Origin of the sequence: Nocardioides ureilyticus, from assembly GCF_051280745.1 — a bacterium.
Taxonomy (GTDB): Bacteria; Actinomycetota; Actinomycetes; order Propionibacteriales; family Nocardioidaceae; genus Nocardioides.
In genome coordinates this window covers 115,021-133,743 of record NZ_JBNCOG010000002.1, presented here as the reverse complement: position 1 = coordinate 133,743, position 18,723 = coordinate 115,021, and the positions used below count along the sequence as shown (strand labels likewise).

9 protein-coding genes are annotated in these 18,723 nt (G+C 64.2%); 8 read left to right on the top strand and 1 reads right to left on the bottom strand.

All coding sequences use genetic code 11. The features are described 5' to 3' along the window. Positions 1–333: 333 nt before the first annotated feature. From dpdE to dpdD, 8 genes are read left to right on the top strand one after another with little or no spacing between them, the layout of a single operon-like run. Positions 334–3,414: a protein DpdE gene (gene dpdE, locus ACSMHG_RS01915; RefSeq protein ID WP_435741662.1), complete on the top strand. Its 3,081-nt coding sequence runs from the start codon at positions 334–336 to the stop codon at positions 3,412–3,414. Continuing rightward, the gene (dpdF, locus tag ACSMHG_RS01910; protein WP_435741661.1) at positions 3,414–5,936 is read left to right on the top strand and encodes a protein DpdF; all 2,523 of its coding nucleotides are present in this window, start codon (positions 3,414–3,416) and stop codon (positions 5,934–5,936) included. The genes dpdE and dpdF overlap by 1 nt, the downstream gene beginning before the upstream one ends. A gap of 1 nt (position 5,937) precedes the next feature. After that, positions 5,938–6,819: a hypothetical protein gene (locus ACSMHG_RS01905; protein WP_435741660.1), complete on the top strand. Its 882-nt coding sequence runs from the start codon at positions 5,938–5,940 to the stop codon at positions 6,817–6,819. Further along, a complete protein-coding gene (locus ACSMHG_RS01900) occupies positions 6,812–9,862 on the top strand; it encodes a hypothetical protein (RefSeq protein WP_435741659.1) in 3,051 nt (1,016 codons plus the stop codon). Before ACSMHG_RS01905 ends, ACSMHG_RS01900 begins: the two co-directional genes overlap by 8 nt. Next, the gene (locus ACSMHG_RS01895) at positions 9,859–10,560 is read left to right on the top strand and encodes a hypothetical protein (protein WP_435741658.1); all 702 of its coding nucleotides are present in this window, start codon (positions 9,859–9,861) and stop codon (positions 10,558–10,560) included. The genes ACSMHG_RS01900 and ACSMHG_RS01895 overlap by 4 nt, the downstream gene beginning before the upstream one ends. Further along, positions 10,526–14,932 (top strand): protein DpdJ, encoded by a 4,407-nt coding sequence (gene dpdJ / locus ACSMHG_RS01890; protein WP_435741657.1) that lies wholly within the window; start codon positions 10,526–10,528, stop codon positions 14,930–14,932. Before ACSMHG_RS01895 ends, dpdJ begins: the two co-directional genes overlap by 35 nt. Next, positions 14,929–15,459 carry a phospholipase D-like domain-containing protein DpdK gene (dpdK, locus tag ACSMHG_RS01885; RefSeq protein WP_435741656.1) on the top strand — a complete coding sequence of 177 codons (531 nt, stop codon included), beginning with the start codon at positions 14,929–14,931 and terminating at the stop codon, positions 15,457–15,459. Before dpdJ ends, dpdK begins: the two co-directional genes overlap by 4 nt. Continuing rightward, complete coding sequence (gene dpdD, locus ACSMHG_RS01880) at positions 15,456–17,618, top strand: protein DpdD (RefSeq protein WP_435741655.1); 2,163 nt, start codon at positions 15,456–15,458, stop codon at positions 17,616–17,618. Before dpdK ends, dpdD begins: the two co-directional genes overlap by 4 nt. On the opposite strand, the gene dbpB is transcribed toward dpdD, so the two are convergent. Then, positions 17,615–18,718 carry a DGQHR domain-containing protein DpdB gene (gene dbpB / locus ACSMHG_RS01875; protein WP_435741654.1) on the bottom strand — a complete coding sequence of 368 codons (1,104 nt, stop codon included), beginning with the start codon at positions 18,716–18,718 and terminating at the stop codon, positions 17,615–17,617. The genes dpdD and dbpB overlap by 4 nt on opposite strands. Positions 18,719–18,723 lie beyond the last annotated feature (5 nt).

The window sequence follows — 18,723 nt, the reverse complement described above, 5'->3', positions numbered from 1 at the left end:
TCGCTGTTGCCGCGGGCGCCCCGGGCTGGTTGAACCTAGCTGTTCTCGTCCTTGCGTGGGACTCAATCAAGCTCGCGGTCCTCGTGGCCATGACCTCGGCCAGGTGCGCGATCCACAGCATGGGTCGCGCGGGACTCGGCGCTGCCGACGGCTAGTTCGGTCCTGATCCCTGACCCCTCCGGTCCGAGCGAGTGGGTGGGCAGCGACCACGGGCGGTGGAGCCAAAGTCGACCAAAGTGTCGGCCCAGATAGTTAACCTGCTGGCATGGGTCGAGGGACAACTTGTGATGCCTGGGGTGCCCGCACTCAAGGAGTCTCGCACGGGTCGACCATATGAGTGGCGGGCCAATGATGCCTGCCTCCCATTTCGTCGGCAGATGGCTGCGCGCCACATCTCGACCGGAGTTGGGGCTGGGCTACTGCAAGGGTGTGAGTGACGGCCAGTTGGTCCTGGCCTTCGTCGACGTTCCGGAGGTTGCTGAGCACGAGATCCGCGTGGCACGCGACGACGTCATCGACAAGCCAATCCCTGTAGGCACCCGCGTGTGGGTGCGCGGAAAGCCGTACGGCTGGCATGCAGGCGTCATCGACGCGGTCGCATCGGCCGGCCGCTATCACGTCTCGCTGGTCGGCCACGCACAGAGGCTGCTCCTCTACCAAGACCAGTTCACCATTCGTTGGGCGCAGCCGTTGCACAATCCCGCGGAAGCAATCGCCCACGGCCTCGCGGAGACGCCGCAGTACTACGACGCCCGGTCGGCTTTGCTGTCCGAGTTGGTTCAGCAGCGGCGCGTTGCGCGCGGTCTCACTGCCGCGATCTCTGCTCCCATTCACCTTTTCCAGCATCAGGTCGACACGGCGGCGAGAATCCTCGCCGATCCGGTCATGCGCTACCTGCTGGCTGACGAGGTCGGACTCGGCAAGACGATCGAGGCCGGGATCGTCATTCGCCAGTTGCTCATCGATGACCCGAATGCGCGTGTCCTGGTTCTCTGCCCAGACACCCTGCAAGGCCAATGGATCTCAGAATTGAGGGATCGCCTCGGACTGGGGGAGGCGCTGCAGGGGCCGCAACTTACCGTCGTGCCGCACGACTCCCTCCAGGCTGTGGCGGTCCGCAGTCGAGGCGGCCTGACGGACTACGACCTTGTGGTCCTGGACGAGGCCCACCACATCTTCAGACACGTCGCGGTGGGCTCAACGCTCGAAAGGGAGTTGCAGCAGGTCGACGGGCTCCTGGCGTTGTCGGCCACGCCAATGCGTGGTGATGCCGAAACGTTTAGGCGATTGCTGGCTCTGGTCGACCCGGTGGCGTTCGCTGGCACCTCCACCGAGGCGTTCCGGGCAAGGCTCGACGAACGCGAGCGCAGCGCGGGTGACGTTCAGGTGCTGGCCACACGCCGAGCGAGTCTCCGCCAGAAGACGATGGTCCTTGGCAGCGTCGAGACCGACTTTCCGGACGATGAGAACGTTCAGAGGCTGACTGCTGCCTGCCGCGCCGCGGACGACCCACAGGCTCCGGTGTGGGGTGAGTTGGCGGACTACGTACGCGAGATCTACCGGATTAGCCGGCGCATGATCCGGCACCGCCGCACTAGCGAACTCGCCGATGCCTACGCTGTCGCTGGCCGGGTGCCCACCTTCGTCGAGGTCGACGACCCGGCCCGCCAGGTCGTCGACGAGTTCTTGGATACCTACCGCCTACGCCTGAGTGACTCGGGCGCTGGGGCTGTGTTCGCGATGGCGGTGCTGCATGGGTTGGCGGGGCCCAGCGCGCTGCGCGACTACTTGCGCCGCCCCCAGGCGCCTGATGACAAGGCGCTCTTTGAAATGACTGCAGCCCGCCTAGAGATGGCCGGACTGGGGGAACGTACCCGCGTCGCCGTCGATATCGCATGGGAGCGAGTCAACGCCGGCCAACGCGTCATCGTGGCCTCGAGCTTCCCGCACTTGCTCGACCAGTTCGATGAGGTGTTCACGAGCGACTACGACGCAGAGGTCCACCATCATTACCGCTCCATGTCTCCGGAGGAGCGCGACGAGGCCGTCACCGACTTTCTCGGAGAGTACGGCGGCGGCTTGCTACTAGCGGACACCACGATGGAAGAAGGGCGGAACCTTCAGGAGGCGGAAGTCCTGATTAATCTCGATCTGCCGCTCGACGTCAACCGCCTGGATCAGCGCATCGGACGACTCGACCGATACGCCGTTCGCCCCGAACCAGCCGAAGTCGTCGTATTCACCGAACCCTCAAGCGAATGGGTTTCGGCTCACATCGAACTCCTGAACAGTGGAGTGGGCGTGTTCGATAGTTCGGTCTCAACAGTCCAGCGACTCCTATCCAGCGTCCTGGACGATGTTCTCGATAACCTGCTCAAGCTGGGCAGTGAAGCGCTCCGAGTTGACGTTGCTGGCCTCCGCGACGAGCTTGAGGATGAGCGTGACAACATCGACCTGCTCGAGGAGTTGGAGTCGGTCGAGGCTGCGACCGTCTTCGCAGACGAACCATTCGCGGAACTCCTCGACTACGAGCGCGACCTCGACGGGTTGCGCTCAGGGCTCCGCCGACTTACGAGCGGGACGGGCTCGCTAGCGCTTCGTCCGACGGAATCGTCTAGCGGAGTCCTCCGCTTCGGTGGAGGGCGTTCACTCGGTCTGTCGAATTACGAGTCCGCTGAGCTTGAGAGGCTGTTGAAGCCGAAGGCTTTCGGCAGGGATGCCGCCCTCGCGAATTCGGGTGTCTCGCCGTTCCGAATCGGCGACCCCCTCGTTGACTGGCTCCAGGACTACCTAGTGTCCGACGAGCGAGGCCGCGCGTCTGCCATCGTTCGGCCGGTGCCAGGTCTCACCGCGCCGGCCCTGTGGCTGCACTGCGAGTTTCTCGTAGAGTTCAACGCGGGCGACTTCGCGCCGGTCGACGCCGCCGCGCGCCGACGACTTTCCCGCCGCGGGGAGTCTCACCTTCAGCCAATGCAGATCCGAGTGTGGACTGACGCCTCCGGTGCGGCGTCGCAATCGCTTCAGAAGTCCGTGTTGGACCTGCCATACGACGCCCGGCGCGATGAGGTGCTGCGAGGGAAGATCTGGGCACCAGTGCTTGAAGAACTGCCGACGTGGACCCAACTGTGTCGCGAGAGTGCCGAGGTCGCCTGGCAGGAGATCCGCGAGGCCGAGCGCCTCGCGACGGCCGTGCGAGATGCTCTCGAATCTGCTGAGCAGGAGACCGCACGCCGCTTGGCCATTCTTGAGGCGCGAGCGTTGCGGCTTCCGAGCGGGCATGAGCGCACGGCTGCTCATGAAGAACTCAGCATTGAGCGTGCTGCAGCCGAGGCCCTTTCTAGGGGCATCGAGAACCCGTCAATTCGCATGGTCGCCAGTGGGGCGTGCGTCCTCTGGCCTGAGGACAACTTCTGATGGGCGAAGAACAGAGGTTGATCGAATACCTGCGGACCGGCGAGGTGGTGCCCGCGGTCAGTGACGATCTTCATTCGCGGATCGTCAACTGCCTCGGGGACCCAGGTGCGACGGATCTCGATTGCGCCGTGCTCTTGCGTCAACTCCTGCGCCGGTGGTCATTGCGGGACTCACGCGAGGTGCCGATCGAATTGTGCGACGAGTTCGCCGGCAGACTGACGACAACCGCGGCACTCGTTGGGATTCGTCGTCGCCCGGATGGCATGTGGGCAGCGACTCCTTGGGCACCTGACTGGCTCGAGCCAGACGCTGGCACGCCGGACGCAGCAGCCCTGGCCGGCACCGCAGAGGGCGATCGCTTCCACACCGAGCCGCTGCAGGCCGATCCGTTCTTCAAGACGAGCACCGACTTTGACAGTTACCGCACCCCAGGGCAGCGCGCGGCGTGCCGAGCAGTAGTGTCCGCGCCGCAGGGGTCGACGGTGATCGCGATGCTGCCGACGGGGTCAGGCAAGACGGAGATCGCGCTGTGTTTGTCGGACAGGGCCAAGACAGGTCTCACCGTCATCGTTGTTCCGACGGTTGCGCTTGCCTACGACTTCGAACGTCGGTTTCGTGATCACTTTGCGCGCCGCAACAGACGTGTGAAGCCCGAGTCGCTGCACTTCGCGTGGACCGCGAGCACGGACGAGATGACTCGGCAGGCCATCAAGACCAGGATCGCGAACGGGCAGCAGCCTCTTCTGGTGACCTCCCCCGAGTCGATGACCCGCGCCCTTCGACAGACCCTCCAGGACGCCGCCGCGATCGGACGCCTGCAAGGGTTTGTTATTGACGAAGCCCACCTTGTCACCCAATGGGGACGGTTCTTCCGGCCGGAGTTCAGAACGCTCGCCGACCTTCGACGCGACCTCATGAATCTCGCCGAGCGGGGAGGCCACCAGAGAGTCGTGACCCTGCTTCTGAGCGCGACTCTCGGAAACGCCGAGATGACCGACCTCATCAATCTCTTCGGCGGCGCCGAGGCGTGTAGTCCCGTCGTGGCGAATGCGTTGCGCGGCGAGCCTGACATCTGGATTTCGCATGCGGCGAGTCCTGAGGAGCGTGTCGGCCGGGTACTCGACACCCTCGCCCATTGCGCACGCCCAGCGGTCCTCTATGTGACCAAGCCCGACGCAGCCGAGCAATGGGCGAATCGACTCCGTGACGAGGGATACGGGCGAGTGGCCGTCGTGACCGGGCGAAGTTCGGCAGCGGGGCGGGCCCAGGTTCTGCAGGGCATTCGTGCCAACCCCGGTGCGGCAGGTGGCATCGACCTTGTTGTCGCGACGTCAGCTTTCGGCCTTGGCATCGACTACCCGCACATTCGCGCAGTCGTGCATGCTTGCCTGCCGGAGACGGTCGATCGTTGGTACCAGGAGTTGGGTCGAGGCGGCCGCGATGGATTCGCGTGTGCGGCGTACCTGTTGGCAGCTCCTGGCGATGACGCCGAGGCAGACAGCCTCGGCGTCAAGGTTCTGTCTCCTGAGACCGCAAGGAAGCGTTGGGAGGACCTCTGGAATCATCGAAAGGATCTCAACGGGCGTACGTTCCTTGACCTCGAGGGTGCCCGGGGCGCCGTGGGCAGGGGCGATTTCAACCGCCGCTGGAACGCTCAGGTTGTTCAGGGGCTAATCGAGTTGGGCGAACTGAAACGTGAGCAGTTTGATGTCGAAGACATCCGCGAACTGGTCAACAAGGAAGACGTCGAGATATCGGATTGGACGGCTGTAAGTCGCACGGCCGCGCGGCTCGGTACGCCAGCGTTCTGGGACGACGTTTGGCGTCCGTGGCAACTGGACGAGATGTCTCACTCGGCCGATTCTTTAGCTCGAATCCGAGACGTGTCGCGTCTGAAGTTGGGTGCATGCCGTGGGATCTCGGAGGCCTATGCACCCGGCGAGGAACTTGCACGCCAATGGGGGAGTCGGTTGGAGTTCATGCAACCTGTTGGCGACTGCGGACGATGCCCGGCGTGCCGTCAGCTAGGTCTCCCGGTGTTCGATGACCCTGCTCCCGCGCCCGTGCAGGCCTGGGCCGTGGAAACGCCCGACCTTAGTGAACTGGAGAGGTTCGCCGCTTCCTGCCGCGGACAGAACGGATGCGCGGTACTCACCTATGAGAACGAGGACGACGACGTCGTTGCGAGATTGGCCTCAGGCCTGATGCAGCTTGGCGTTGGGCATGTTGGCGGACTGTCGTCCGTCGGGAGGCGGTCATCCGCCGGGGTGTTTACCGACGCATCGCCGCTGTCGCCGGTAGACCTGTCCCCAACCTCGAGCTTCTCATACTTCGCGCCTGGGCAACACGTATCGCGTCGATGGCTCGCTCGACGGGAAGCCGAGCGTAAGGACCAGCGCGGCAGGCCTCTAATTGACATACTGCTCATGCCCGAGGCGCAGAAGATCGGCGGCCGTTCGGTAGGGAAGGACATTCCTGCCCTACCCGCTGCGACGGCGCTCGAACTACTGCCCAGGAGTTGAGATGGACTTCTTCCGCGGACATGCGACGGCGAGCGCACTGGGCCTCTTCGTCATCGCCCGATACCTAAGTGACTTTCCTGAGGGACGCACAGAGGAGTCGCTGAGGGAATCCCTCCAGATGCTGAAGCCGCAAGGGGCTGGATCTGACGACTCGGGCCCGGTGCTGGCTGCTTCGCTGGCCGTCGGACAGGGAGTGCGGATCCTCGAGCGTGACCAAGCCTCCGGGAGGTGGCGACTGATTGCCGACCTGTGTGGCGTGGTCGCTGGCGATGGTGATCCATGGTCGACGTTCCGCGGGGAACTCCTTCGGCGCATCGCTGCGCACGGAGTGGAGGAAGTTGAGTTGGGTCGGAAGAGTCCCGACCTTGTTGTCGCCCTTACGTGGTTCCTTCAACAGGATCCGCTCAAGCCGATCCCAACGACGTGGAACGCGCCGACTGAGCCACTCGTCAGGGCGGGCACGCTTGGCGCCGTCGACCGTAGCGAGCAGTGGCGGCCGTTTCAGAGGTGGGCCGTCGCGCTCGGACTCGCGAGGCGTACTGATACTGGTAGCGCGAAGGTGCTTATTCCTGATGCCACGACTGCGATCGCAGACCAGTTGGCGTCGATGCCGGCGTCCGGCAGCGCAAAGGAGTGGCTGAGTCACCTTCGGGACCGCTTGCCGATCCTTGGTTCGCCAGCGCTCCTGGCCGCATTGCCGACAGGCGGGCCTGTTTGGTCAGAGTTGCCGCCCGGACTGATGTTGGGTCTTCGCAAGTTGGAGAGCCTGGGCGCACTCAGGCTCGAGGCTTCTGACGACGCCTCTGACGTCGTGTCGGTCGGACTGGCGTCGTCCGCGAGGCAGATTGGCCGCATCACAGTTCTGAGGGGTGCAGATGTCTGACGCGTCGTTTGAAGGATTCCGTTGCTGGTCCGCCGAAGGCGTCGCACGCACTGTCTTCTCCGATATCGGCGCGCTCGCGAGCGATGCCGACGCGGTCTTCCTCGCCGCCCACACTCCGGTTGAACTCGAGCACCCGAAGGGGGCCGAGATCGGATCTGCGCTCGCGGGCGAGGCCCAGGTCTTGGATGCGCTCATGAGCCGCGTCGGGGACCTGGAACGCAACACGCTCGTTGCCGTCACTGGCGGCTCGGGCAGCGGCAAGAGCCATGTGGTCCGTTGGGTGCACTCACATCTGCCTGACGACGATCCGCGATTCCGCGTTCTGTACGTGCCACGGGCGGTTCAGACCCTTCGTGAACTGCTGCGGCGAATCATCGAAGGACTGCCTGGTGTCCAGGGTGACGAACTGATGAGTCGGGTGGACGCCGCGATTTCAAACGTCCGCCCTGGAGAGCTTCAGGAGCGGCTCGTCGGCGAGATGAAGATCGCCCTCAATTGGAGACTCGAGGACCGCCCTCCCTTTGACGGGGAAACGCAAGCCGAGGCCGAGGCTCGTGAGGACCGCAACAGCATGCTGGGCCTGAAGGACAACGAGACGGGCGGCCGGACCGATGGACTGGCTGACCTTCTCGAGATTCCGGCCTTCAAGGAAGCACTTCTCCGTCCGGATGGACGTCTAGCCCAACTGGTCCGGTCCTACTTTGACGAGACCTCCCGGCGGGACGACAGCGACCAGATTTTCACGCGCGATGATCTTCCGCTTAAGGCGAGGGGAATCCGATCCGCTCTGACCGGCCGACGAGAACTCTCCGACTTGTGGCAGATCATCTCGCGAGAGCCGGACGACGCCCTCGAGTTGCTGGACGAGGCGTTGAGGAACGCCCTTCCTACGACGATGGGCCTTCGAACCGCTGGCGGTGAAACGCTGGACTCGCTGTTTCGCGAGTCACGCAAGGCCCTGCGGTCCGCCGGGCAGGACCTCATCCTCGTCTTCGAAGATCTTGCCCAGTTCGGCCTCGTCGACGGCGAACTCTATGACCAGTTTGTGACACAGCCCGGCGACGACTTGGCGCCCCTACGTGTGGTCTTTGCCGTGACCGACGGCGCCTACGCTCGCATGGAGCGGACAGTGCGAACTCGTGTCGAGCACGAGTTCCGGGTCGGGGGCTCGGCGCTCAGCGACCCGGCCAGCTTTGTCGGCCGCTACCTGAACCTGGTACGCGTCGGCAGAGACGAGACACAGAAACTCCGGGCCACTGCCCGGGATCGAGTCGGCTCGACCTGGATGTCCAACGCTTGCGACACCCGAGAAGAGGGACAACCTTGTCGTGTGCGGGATACCTGTCATGCTGCCTTCGGAACGGTTGAGATCGAGGATCTTGGCAGCGTCGGACTGTATCCCTACAACTCCTCAGCGCTGCGTCGAGCTGTCGCTCGGCTAGGGGAAGCGCCGACGCCGCGAGACGTCCTCGACGAGTGCATTTCAACCAATCTCATGGAGGCGGATCAGCACATCGGCGCTGGCGACTATCCCCACGAACGCACACGCCAGCAGTTCGACTTCCAGGTTCGCAAGGCGAAGCAGGCGCTTCTCGAGGGAAACCCCTCCGCCGACCCGGAGCGCACCTACCGCGCTTTGGTCATCTGGGGTGACGAGGCGCCGGTGGCCAAGGGCATCGCGGAGGCTTTCAAGCTTGGAACCTCGGGGCCGGCCGTCGACGTTCCGCCTCCGCCCCCACCTCCGCCACCTACGGAGGAGGAACTCCCGAACCCGCTGCTTCCGCTGTTCCAGTGGCAGGTCGGAGACGACCTGCCCGAGGACGACGTCAACCTCTACAGAAGCACACTGCGCGAACTCACGGTCGATCGCCTTCGGTTGGACGAGTCGCTCATCTATGTCCACCGTGGCCGGGGCAAGGAGATGCTGGATCGACTGTTCGGCGTCACGTCGTTCGCAATCGAGGGAGCACGTGGCCGTGTGGCCGCCGCATCAGACGCTGTCCGTATCGAACTCGGTCGCAACGACGCCGACATGCGTGTGATGGCGGCTGCCCGTTGGTTCCGGGATCACGGCCATTTCGATCCTCAGCAGGCCAAGTGGCTTTGGCCCGAAGGGTTCGATCCTGGACAACTGATGGTCGAACTCGAGTGCCGACTCGACCAGTGGGCGCGAGACGTGAAGACCCGCTTCATCGAAAGCACGGGAGGCGTTCGGCTCGCGCGCCAAGCTGTGGGCCTGCGTGCGGTGGCGCTGGCCGCGGCGGGTGGCACTGATGCGGCGTTGGTGACGTCGTCCTCGGTGGTCAACGCTGTCGGCGGACAGCGGCCGCGACCAAGTGAAGCGTGGCATTCTGCGGACCAGGCCGCTGCGGAGATCCTTTCGACCTTGCGCGTCGCCGAATACGTCGGGGAGTTCGCAGCCGTTCGACAGGGGGAGAGCGGTCAGCCGCAGTTGGTCGACCCGCGTGAACTTGATTCGGCGATCGCATCGTTCCTCGCGGATCCGGAGGCCGAGCTGAGCGAAATCGTGTCCTCGAAGGCTGATCCTGTTCTTGCCCAGAGCGCCCAGAAGTTGCTGTCCGCGATGCGTGCAGCTTCCGCAGGCACGGCTGCTTCGGCCCGGGCGGCGAAAGCCGTCGTCGACAGCCTCCTCGAGGGTCACACGCCCTCCGAGGTCGCGAGGGCTGCCGTAGAGGTTGGCGTCGTGGCCAGGGACGCCGGCTTCTTCCGGCCAGCAGAGGCAAGTAGTTGGGCGGACTTTCGCTCCGCCGTGGACGCCCTCGCGGCTGCGCCCGATCTGGAGTCCCTGGGTATGGTCGGAGACGACCTTGGCGAGGTGCTGAGAAACCAGCGCACGATACGTGAGCTCGAAATTGTCGGACAGGCACTCCGATTCGTAAGGCGAGCCATGGACGAGACCAAGCGCGAGTCCGAGCGCGGCGGTGGCCACGCGGGCGACGTGGCGACCTTGCGCGCTGAGGTCACGAAGCAACTGGGTGAGGTTGCGGACCTTGCCAAGTCGTTCGGTCGGGAGGGCAAGTGACTACGTCGCATGGGGCCCGGGTCGCCTGGATCGATGCTGCTGGGGAAGCCGTCGCGCTTGCAAAGGACGCGGATGAAGCCCAGCGACAGTTCGCGCTCCTGGACGACGCGAGGGCCGACCTGGCGCAGTTGACGGCGGAGTTTCGTCGGTTAGCTGAGGCTATTGCCGTTGTCCGACCTCTGGGTTGGGAGGGACGATCCCCGAACTCTGATCTTGTTCAGGACCTCGCCGAGGCCGGGGCAACCTTGGGCGAGCGTCCGCTTGCTCGTGCCATGAAGGGTCTCGAGCGGTTCGGAAGCGACGTTGATGCAGCGGTTAAGGCGCGGTGGAGTGCGTACGCCTCGGAGCAACTCGGGGATGTCTCCGACCTCCTGAGCCTGTCTGAGACGTTGTCCGAGGTCGAAGGCATTTCCGGCCTCTCGGAGAGCCTGCGTAACGCATTGGGTGACCTTGCTCGGACTCAGGGTTCGCTGCCGTCGGCGGCGTCCGTTGCGCTACTGACCGCTGCTCGCACGACGCTCCAGCAGTTGGAGGACTCTCTTCAACCGGAAAGTGTCCGGCTCTTCCTGTCCGCTGTCGCCCGTGGAGGCGCATCGATCGAGAACCTGAGCTCGGATGTCCTCGACTGGTTGAGTTCGCACGGCGCGCTCGGAAGGTTCAGGATTGTCGCTGGACCGCCGGTGGGTGCTCATGACTGATCAACTTCAGATGGCCCTCACAACCGTCGAACTCCGTGAGGGCGCACTCCTCGCATGGGGAGCGGTGGGCGCCGAGTGGCGCCGAGACGAACTCATCGAACTGCTCAACGCCCACGGCGAGGGTGAACAACTTCTTGACGAGATGATCGACCTCGCGCTCATCGTCGAGACCCCGTCAGGTCAGTATCGATCGCGGAGCGCCGAAACGATTCGTCTTCTTGCGACACTGCGGCAGGCCTTTCGGACCGAGGCGGTCCTGTCGGGACGACCGCTTGTCCTCGACTATCGCTTCATCCAGCGACCTCGGCGTCGCCCCCGACGAGATATTGCGGCCGAGCAGTTCGCGGCGGCGGTCGGAGGTTCGCTCGGCAAAGCAGGCAATGCGGCGCTCGAGACCCTGGCCCCGACTCATCTATCCGCCTTCCAAGAGCGGTCGACCCGTCATGTGCTTGCGGGGCTCGCGACAACTGACGCCGCAGGCGTCGTAGTCACCGCCGGTACGGGTAGTGGCAAGACCCTGGCCTTCTACATGCCGATGCTCGCGTGGATCTGTGACAATCACAGTCGGGCCCAGGGCGTCCTTGCGCTCGCCCTGTACCCCCGCAATGAACTACTTAAGGACCAGTTGCGAGCGCTGGTCGCATTCGCACTGCGTCTACAGGGAACGGGCGGAGTTGCGACTCCAATCACCCTCGGTACCTGGTTCGGCTCGACTCCGTCGTCGGCAAGGTTCGTGCGCGAGGGGCAGGCGGACTCATGGCGCAGAGTGTCCGACGGGTTCGTATGTCCGTTCCTCCAATGCCCAGATGAGGACTGCGAGAACGGCGTCCTCATCTGGCCCAACAACGAGATTCGCGCAGATGTCGAGTTGCTGCGTTGTGCGAACTGCGGGACGGAGGTCCCAGGCTCCCTCCTGCGACTTACCCGTGACTCAGTTCGCGCCAATCCGCCTCGAGTGATGCTCAGCACGACGGAATCGCTGAACCGTCAACTTTCTTCCCCAGGAAATCTCAGCGCTTTCGGCGTCACCCAGAACGGTCTCCGCGCCGTACTACTGGATGAGGTCCATACGTACGAAGGGACAACGGGGGCTCAGAACGCATACCTCTTCCGACGTCTGCGCAAGGCGCTCGGTTATGACCCGTTGTGGGCTGGGCTTTCGGCAACCCTCGCGGACGCCGAGGGATTCTTCGGTCGACTCGTCGATCTGGATGCAGGGCGGGTCACCGTGGTCGAACCGGAGGCCTCGGAACTGGAGGAGTCTGGCGCCGAGTACTTGGTGGCTCTCCGGCACAACCCACATGGCAGCACGGGAACCTTATCGACCACCATTCAAACCGCGATGCTCCTGTCGCGGACGTTGGACCCCATGGTGGGCAATCCGTTCAACCCGCCGGTCGACTCCAACGGGATATTCGGTAGCCGCTTGTTCGCCTTCACGGACAAGCTCGATACGACCAATCGCCTTTACTGGGACCTGCTCGACGCCGAGGGATGGGCGTGGCCGGGAAGGGCAAGTCAGAACACGAGCCCGTTGACACTCGCGCACCTCCGCTCGTCGGCGCAGAGTGCGCTACCGGTTGGCCGGCGGGAAGACTTGGCGTTGCGTGACGATGACGGCCAGTATTGGTGGCTACCGGAGCTGCTCGGTCACGAGCTCGACGGCGACGTACAGAAGCACGTTGGCCGCACGAGCTCTCAAGACAGTGGTGTTGCAGCGGACGCGGAGATCGTGGTTGCAACGGCCAGCCTCGAGGTTGGTTTCGACGACGATCGTGTGGGCGCCGTTCTGCAGCACAAGGCCCCCCACGATGTTGCGCAGTTCCTCCAACGAAAGGGACGCGCAGGCCGAAACGCCGCAACGCGGCCGTGGACGGTGGTCGTCCTCAGCGACTGGGGTCGTGATCGGGAGGCATGGGATGCGTACGACGCGCTCTTCAGCCCTGTTGTACCTCCGCGGTCCCTACCGCTCGAGAACCTCTACGTTCAGCGGATCCAAGCCGTCTATAGCCTCCTGGACTGGTTGGCTGAGCGCCTGAACTATCGGCGCGACTCGACGTGGGGTGACAGCGCTGGGCCCGCGGACATGCTGGCGAGGGACCCAAGGTGGCGCTCGAGAACAGAGGAACGTCAAGCTCGCTTGGCTAGCCTTCTCGACGCTCTGCTGCGGGATGGTCCGGAGCGAGGCGCTCTGATCCGCCACTTGCGACGAAGCTTGTCGCTCGGCAATGGTCCCGTTGCAGACGTGACTCTGGACAAGATTCTCTGGGAGTCACCTCGGCCGCTTCTTGCAGCCGCTGTGCCGACACTCCGGCGCCGCCTCCGGGATCAATGGGCGAGCGAGCGTCCTGCTTCCGACGATGCCGGGGTTCGTACGCGCACGCCGCTCCGTGACTTTGTGCCAGGGAACTTGTTCGACGACCTGCTCGTGCCCGACGTGGAGTTCCAAGTGCCTTGGGCGAGGGGAGAGATCGTCGTCGAGCACCTTCCGGCGTTGAGGGCTATTCGTGAGTTCCTGCCGGGCAACGTGTCGCGCCACTTCGGCGTCTGGGCGACGAACAAGCGGCACTGGGTAGCGCTGCCGTCGACCTTGGCCACTGATGGTTCGCACCTTGTCGATGTAGAGACCTTCGGTGGCATTCCTCTTGATGACGTCGTCGTCAACGGGCGTACCACTCGGGTCTTCGCGCCGAGTCGCGTTTCGCTGGACCCGGTCGACCCTGCGATCAGTGATGCCTCGTCGATGCGCGCAGACTGGGTCTTCCATGCGACTCCGCTGGGAGCCGGCACCCACTTGCCGCTCACGGGTGCTGTGGGAAGTTTCTTCGCTGAGGCGACGGCCCACCTGCACAGTCAGGGCGGCGGCGTTCGTGTGGTTCGTTTCGCAGAATCCGGGCGCGGGGTCCTCTGGATGAACGGGCAGGCCTCTCCGCGGCGCATTCGGTTCGGCGCGGCCGGGTCGGATCCATCGCAAGGGACAGCGGTCGGAGTCGAGATTCACGCCGATGCGCTGCGGTGCCAGGTCCGACTTCCACGCATGGACGGGCCGCCCACGTCTGTCGAGCGAACAGAATGGATGCGCGAGTTGATCGTGTCGGACGGAGGCTTTCCCGAAGGGATGACAGAGTTCGACCGCACCAGTCTCGCCGACGCAACGGAGGTTGTGGCTGCAGGTTGGGACTGGCTGTCCGGGGAGCCGGACAGTCGACTGTTTGCTGCCGAGTTGCGGGAAGCGGCGACGACAATCGGCGTTCTCGACCCTCTGAATCCAGGCACCTTGTCAACGTGGCTCGACGACCTGGCGATCACCGAAGTGCTTCGTGACCATCTGCGTGCCTCCAGGTCGCCAGAGCGTTCAGAGGAATGGATGGCCTGGAGTCAGCGCCGCTTCACCCTCGCTGCCGCTCACGTTCTGCTCGATGCGCTCGTCGGATCAAGCGCGGGAGTCGATGCCGACGACCTTCTGGTTGATCTGGACCCGGAGGAGGACGGCGGCTTCTACATTTCGGAGCAATCGCCCGGTGGGTCGGGGCAGATTGAGGCGTTAACGCTCGGATTGATCGAGGAGCCGGAACGGTTGCCGATGGCCATTGCGGACGCGCTTCGGGTGACTGACATTGAACTTCTTGACGAGCAACTTCGGTCCGTCATCGACTCCGACGCTCCGAACGTTGGTGCGGCCGTCGCTGGCCTGACAGGGGCATGGGCGGAAGGCCACGAGGCCGTTCGCCACGCCACAACCACTCTGGATGCCGCGATTACCGATGCCGGCCTCGTGCTTGAGCATCCGGCGCGAGTCGCCCTCTCCACTCGACTTGCGGGGCCGGGGGCGGACGCCGACTTCCTGTTGGAACTGCGCGAGTGGATGCGCGCGCGCGACGCTGCAGAGGATCGCAGCGGGCGCGCGGTTGAGCCTCGGACTCTGGCAGCGTTGCTGTGTCGGCGTACCGAGGTCGACTCGTTCCTGCACCTTGAGACACCGGACGAATCCCGCCGCGCGCGGGCCGTAGCCAACGTCTTGTGGCCATGGGGGAGGGCAGCGCGTTCACGTCGCGCGTTCAATCCGTATTCGGATCACCTGGAGGGCTCGATTGAGCTGCTGCGGGGGCACTGGCATTCGCCGGTCGAGACCCTTGACGTGGCGGATTGGAACTCTGAGATCAGAGTCAATGCCCATGCGCGACTGCGTGCTCACGGCGAACTACTTATCCGCGTGCCTGCAGCCCAAAAGCGAGTCCTTCGAACGGCATTGATCGACCTGCATACGGTCCCCGTGGAGGTGGGACCCCTGTGGTGCTATCCCGAGGTGCTGGGCGTTCACGATCGTGGCCCCGCAGTCGAGGCCCGACTCATGCTTCGGGAGTCGTGGTGAATCGCGTCATCCGCAAGTCGCAAGGCGCGAGCGCGACCGAAGCGGCGGATCTGTTGGCTGGCCTGTTCAGCGCCGAACTTGCTTGCCCAAGCAAGTGTCTTTGGCTGGTCTCGCCGTGGGTGTCGGATGTCGAACTTCTTGACAACTCGGCCGGGAACTTCGATGAGCTGGCTCGTTATGGCAAGCGGAAGGTTCGGTTGGCCGAGATTCTCGTGGCACTAGCTGGCGCCGGTGCACACGTCGTCATCGGGACGACGACAGACCCCCACAACACTCGCTTTCTCGAGCGGCTTCGCCTCCTGTCTGACGACATCAGGGTCAGCGACAGGGTCGCCATCGCAGTCGACACGTCCAATCAACTCCACACCAAGGCGCTCACGGGCGACGACTTTGCCCTTGCCGGCAGCATGAACATCACCTTCAACGGCATCCAGGTGCGAGAAGAGTTCATCGACCTCCGGACCGATTCCGCGTACGTCGCACAGGCCCGCATGGATGCCTTCGATCGGTTCGGGGGAGTGTTGTGAGAGTCGACGAGGCCATTGGCGAACTGGTGGGCGATCTTGGTCGCTTCGGCGCCTTCACTGATCGAGTTGAGGGTCTGGTTGATGCCCAGGTCAAGGCATTCCGGCCCGCATCGAACGACTGGATCGTGGTTCCTTGGGCGTCGGGCTTCCACCTCTTCAGTGACAGCAGCGAAGGCCAGCGACGAGGCCGAGAAGTAGTGTTCGCGTTTCTCGGTCCAGCCGTCGCCTCGCTGGAGACTGTTCCTGAAGATCGACTGCAGGCCGAGTTGCCGGCCAGTTGGCGGGCAACCGGTCTGACACGCGCCTCCTACATCCGTCGGACTGGCCAAGGACCGGCGGCAGCCGAGCGACTCCTGAGTCGGCTCGAGGACTTGGTTGCCTCCGTTGTTGGTAGGGAGTCCGTCGCGTTGCAGTTCAAGCCCTCAAGCGCCGACCTGCTCCGCGACTTTCGGCTGGCACTACTCGGGCGAGACGACGCTACGGCCCGCCTACTCATCGATCGGGTTGCGCTTGACGGACGCGTCAGCGCTGAAAACCTTCGATATCTTCGCATCGAGTACTTGGCTGCCTTCGGTCGTTGGGCCGAGATGCGGGCAATGCCGCATATTGGCGCTCTCCTTCAGGCTCGCAGGCCGCGAGTCATCTCGGAGACGCTGATTCGGATGATCTGGTGGGCGGAGCTTGCCGGACCTGAGTACCAGAGCGCGAAGGCGGCCTTCGCGACGCGCGGCGTAATGGATGCGTTCGGTCCGTTGCTTCGGTCGGTCCGCCTGCCGTCGACTCCTGAGGGCCGCGCAGTGTGTTTGCTGGCTGCGGACGCAGACCGGAACACCGAGTGGCTGCAGGAAGTACTGGATAGCGCCGTTGACGCGGAGGAACGGCACCGTCTGGAGGGCCTGGCCGCCGCACCGGAGGTCGAGGACGGCGAAACAGTCGCCGGCCCTGATGAGCCGCCGGCTTCAGAAGCCGTGGACCCGGTCGCCCTCGCATTTCGCGATGGTCGCCATGATGACGTGATAGCGCACTTCGTCGAGCAGTCATCGGCTGAGCTTGCTGAGTTGGCTCTGCAGGCGGTCCTGGACTCTGGAGCGTCCACGTCGGCGCCAACCGTGCTCGTGCTGGTCCGCGAACTCGTCGACCGCGGCCATCTCGCGCTCAGCCGACACGGGCGCAGGGACTTCGCAGAACTCCAGCAGTTGGTGGACGACGCCTGTCCAGGCTGGGTCGAGTGGGCGTCACGGCTTGCTTCCGACACGCGCTGGGCGGACGGTGGTGCCGTTGCTCGCAACAGTGCCGATTCATGGGCTCCCGTTGCGAGCCTCGAGGCGGGAAAGGTTGACGAACTCTGCGACGCACTGCTCGAAGCGTCGGGCGGAGTAAACGCTGACCAACTTCGGGCATCAATCGACGTCCTCTGTAGAGAGACCGCCGACTCCCTGGCAGCGGGGTCCACGAACGACTTCTGTCAGGCCGTGCTTGTTCTGTTGTCGGCTCAGGAGAACTTCAGTGAGATGGTGCGTCTGGCGTACCTGGACCTGTTCGCCGCTTGGCTTGACGTGGGACCAACGGCTTCGGAGTACGGCGACATCCTGAACCTGACGAGCGAAATCTGGGTGCGGATCGCTTCCCCCAACGCGATTAACTGGTGCGTCAGCGTGTTGGAGGTTCTCGCGGACTCGCCGTGTCCAGATGACGCGAAGCGTACGGCGTCGGCAGCCACGATTATCAACAGCGCTCGGCAGCACGTTGGACGTTTGAGTTTCCGCGAGCGGATTGAGGTTGAGGGGCTAGCTGCGGATCTGGGCCTGCCCGCACTCGACGTCGAGCCTCCAAGCGAGGAGCGCGATGTGTGGGCGTCCCTCGACGGGAAGCTCATTGGTGTTTATTCCCTGCTGCCCAGAGCCGCTGCTTCGCTGGAGAGCCGTCTCAGGAGGCTTTGCCAGCCGAGGGAGGTACGCGGAAACAGCGACACGGTCGCGACCCAAGCGCTACGGTCGCTCGCCGAGCGAGCGGACGAACTGGTGGTCGACACCTGGCACGCTGCCCATCAGGCGACGGGGGCAATCGACGCCGTGCGGCCCAAGGACCGTCAGGTGCTTCCCCGCCAACGGGGCGTCAGCGGCTTTCTTCGCGCCCTCGAGGAAGTTCTGGAACGTTAGCGCAGTGCGCGGAGCAGGTGGCTTGTCAGGAGCCTCACGTCGTTCGGCGTGTTCTGGATCCCGTTCCAGCGCCGTGCTTGCTCGGGGCCGAAGTTCCACGTCCCTGACGTCCAGGCGCAGTGTACCCGAAGAGATTCGATCTTCTTCTCCAGATTGAGCCCGGGAAGTTCGGCGGCAGGCACCCCATCGGTCAACTGATCCATGACGTAACCGATGGCCTGGATGCCGGCGCCATGCGTGAGCCGCGACTTCGTGGGAGGCAGATCCCAAGCCTCCGGGAACGTCACCGCTACCACGGTCCAGAAGTAGTTGAGGTGTAGGAGCATCTGGTCGACGTCACCAGTGCCGTCGATCGGGTCGCGGTACTGATACAGGGCGCCGTCGTACAGGCTGTTCTCGATCATCTTCAGGACACTGTTGTCCTTGATGTAGCCATTCGCCATCGTCGGCGTGGCGATACGAGTCGCAAACGGCTGGCCATCAGCTCGGCTACCGAAGTTCAGGGCTGCGAGGACACGCGCAGGCAGCTGCTTCTTGGCGTATGCGGTCGGGAGGTGTCCCTCGGTGTCGGGCAACAGTTCGTGGATGAGCCCCTTGGGCAGTGGCTTTGTGTTGTTGACGAGGATGAACTGTGAGCGCTGTTCAGCTTCTCCATGTGCGATGAACCCAACGGCAGCCACTGCGAACTCCGCCAGGTCCGCGTCACGGATTGCCGCGCTGCGCTGCTGCCCATCGACCAGCCACGCGGGCTTCTGGTCATCGGGGAGCGACTCGTCAACGGGGATCACGAGCTCGCCCGGGATGACGTAGTCAAGGTCGCTTCGGGTCGCCGACGGCTCGAACGTGACCCTGTCGTCGAATGCGAGTACGACGGCGTTGGGCAGCATCGCTCCGTCTGACTCGAGGTACCGCCGGATGGCGCGAATGTGGCTGAGGACCTCCGGACGCTGATAACCCTGAAGTTCGGTGTCGTCGCGGTGGACGCGGCTCACCGTCGTGAACTCGTGGATGCGCTTGCCGTCGACCCCGAAAGCGAAGATGGCCTGCTCGCCCTGACGGATCTTGAGGGCGGGGAGTCGGATGTCGTAACGGTCGGCCATGGGCG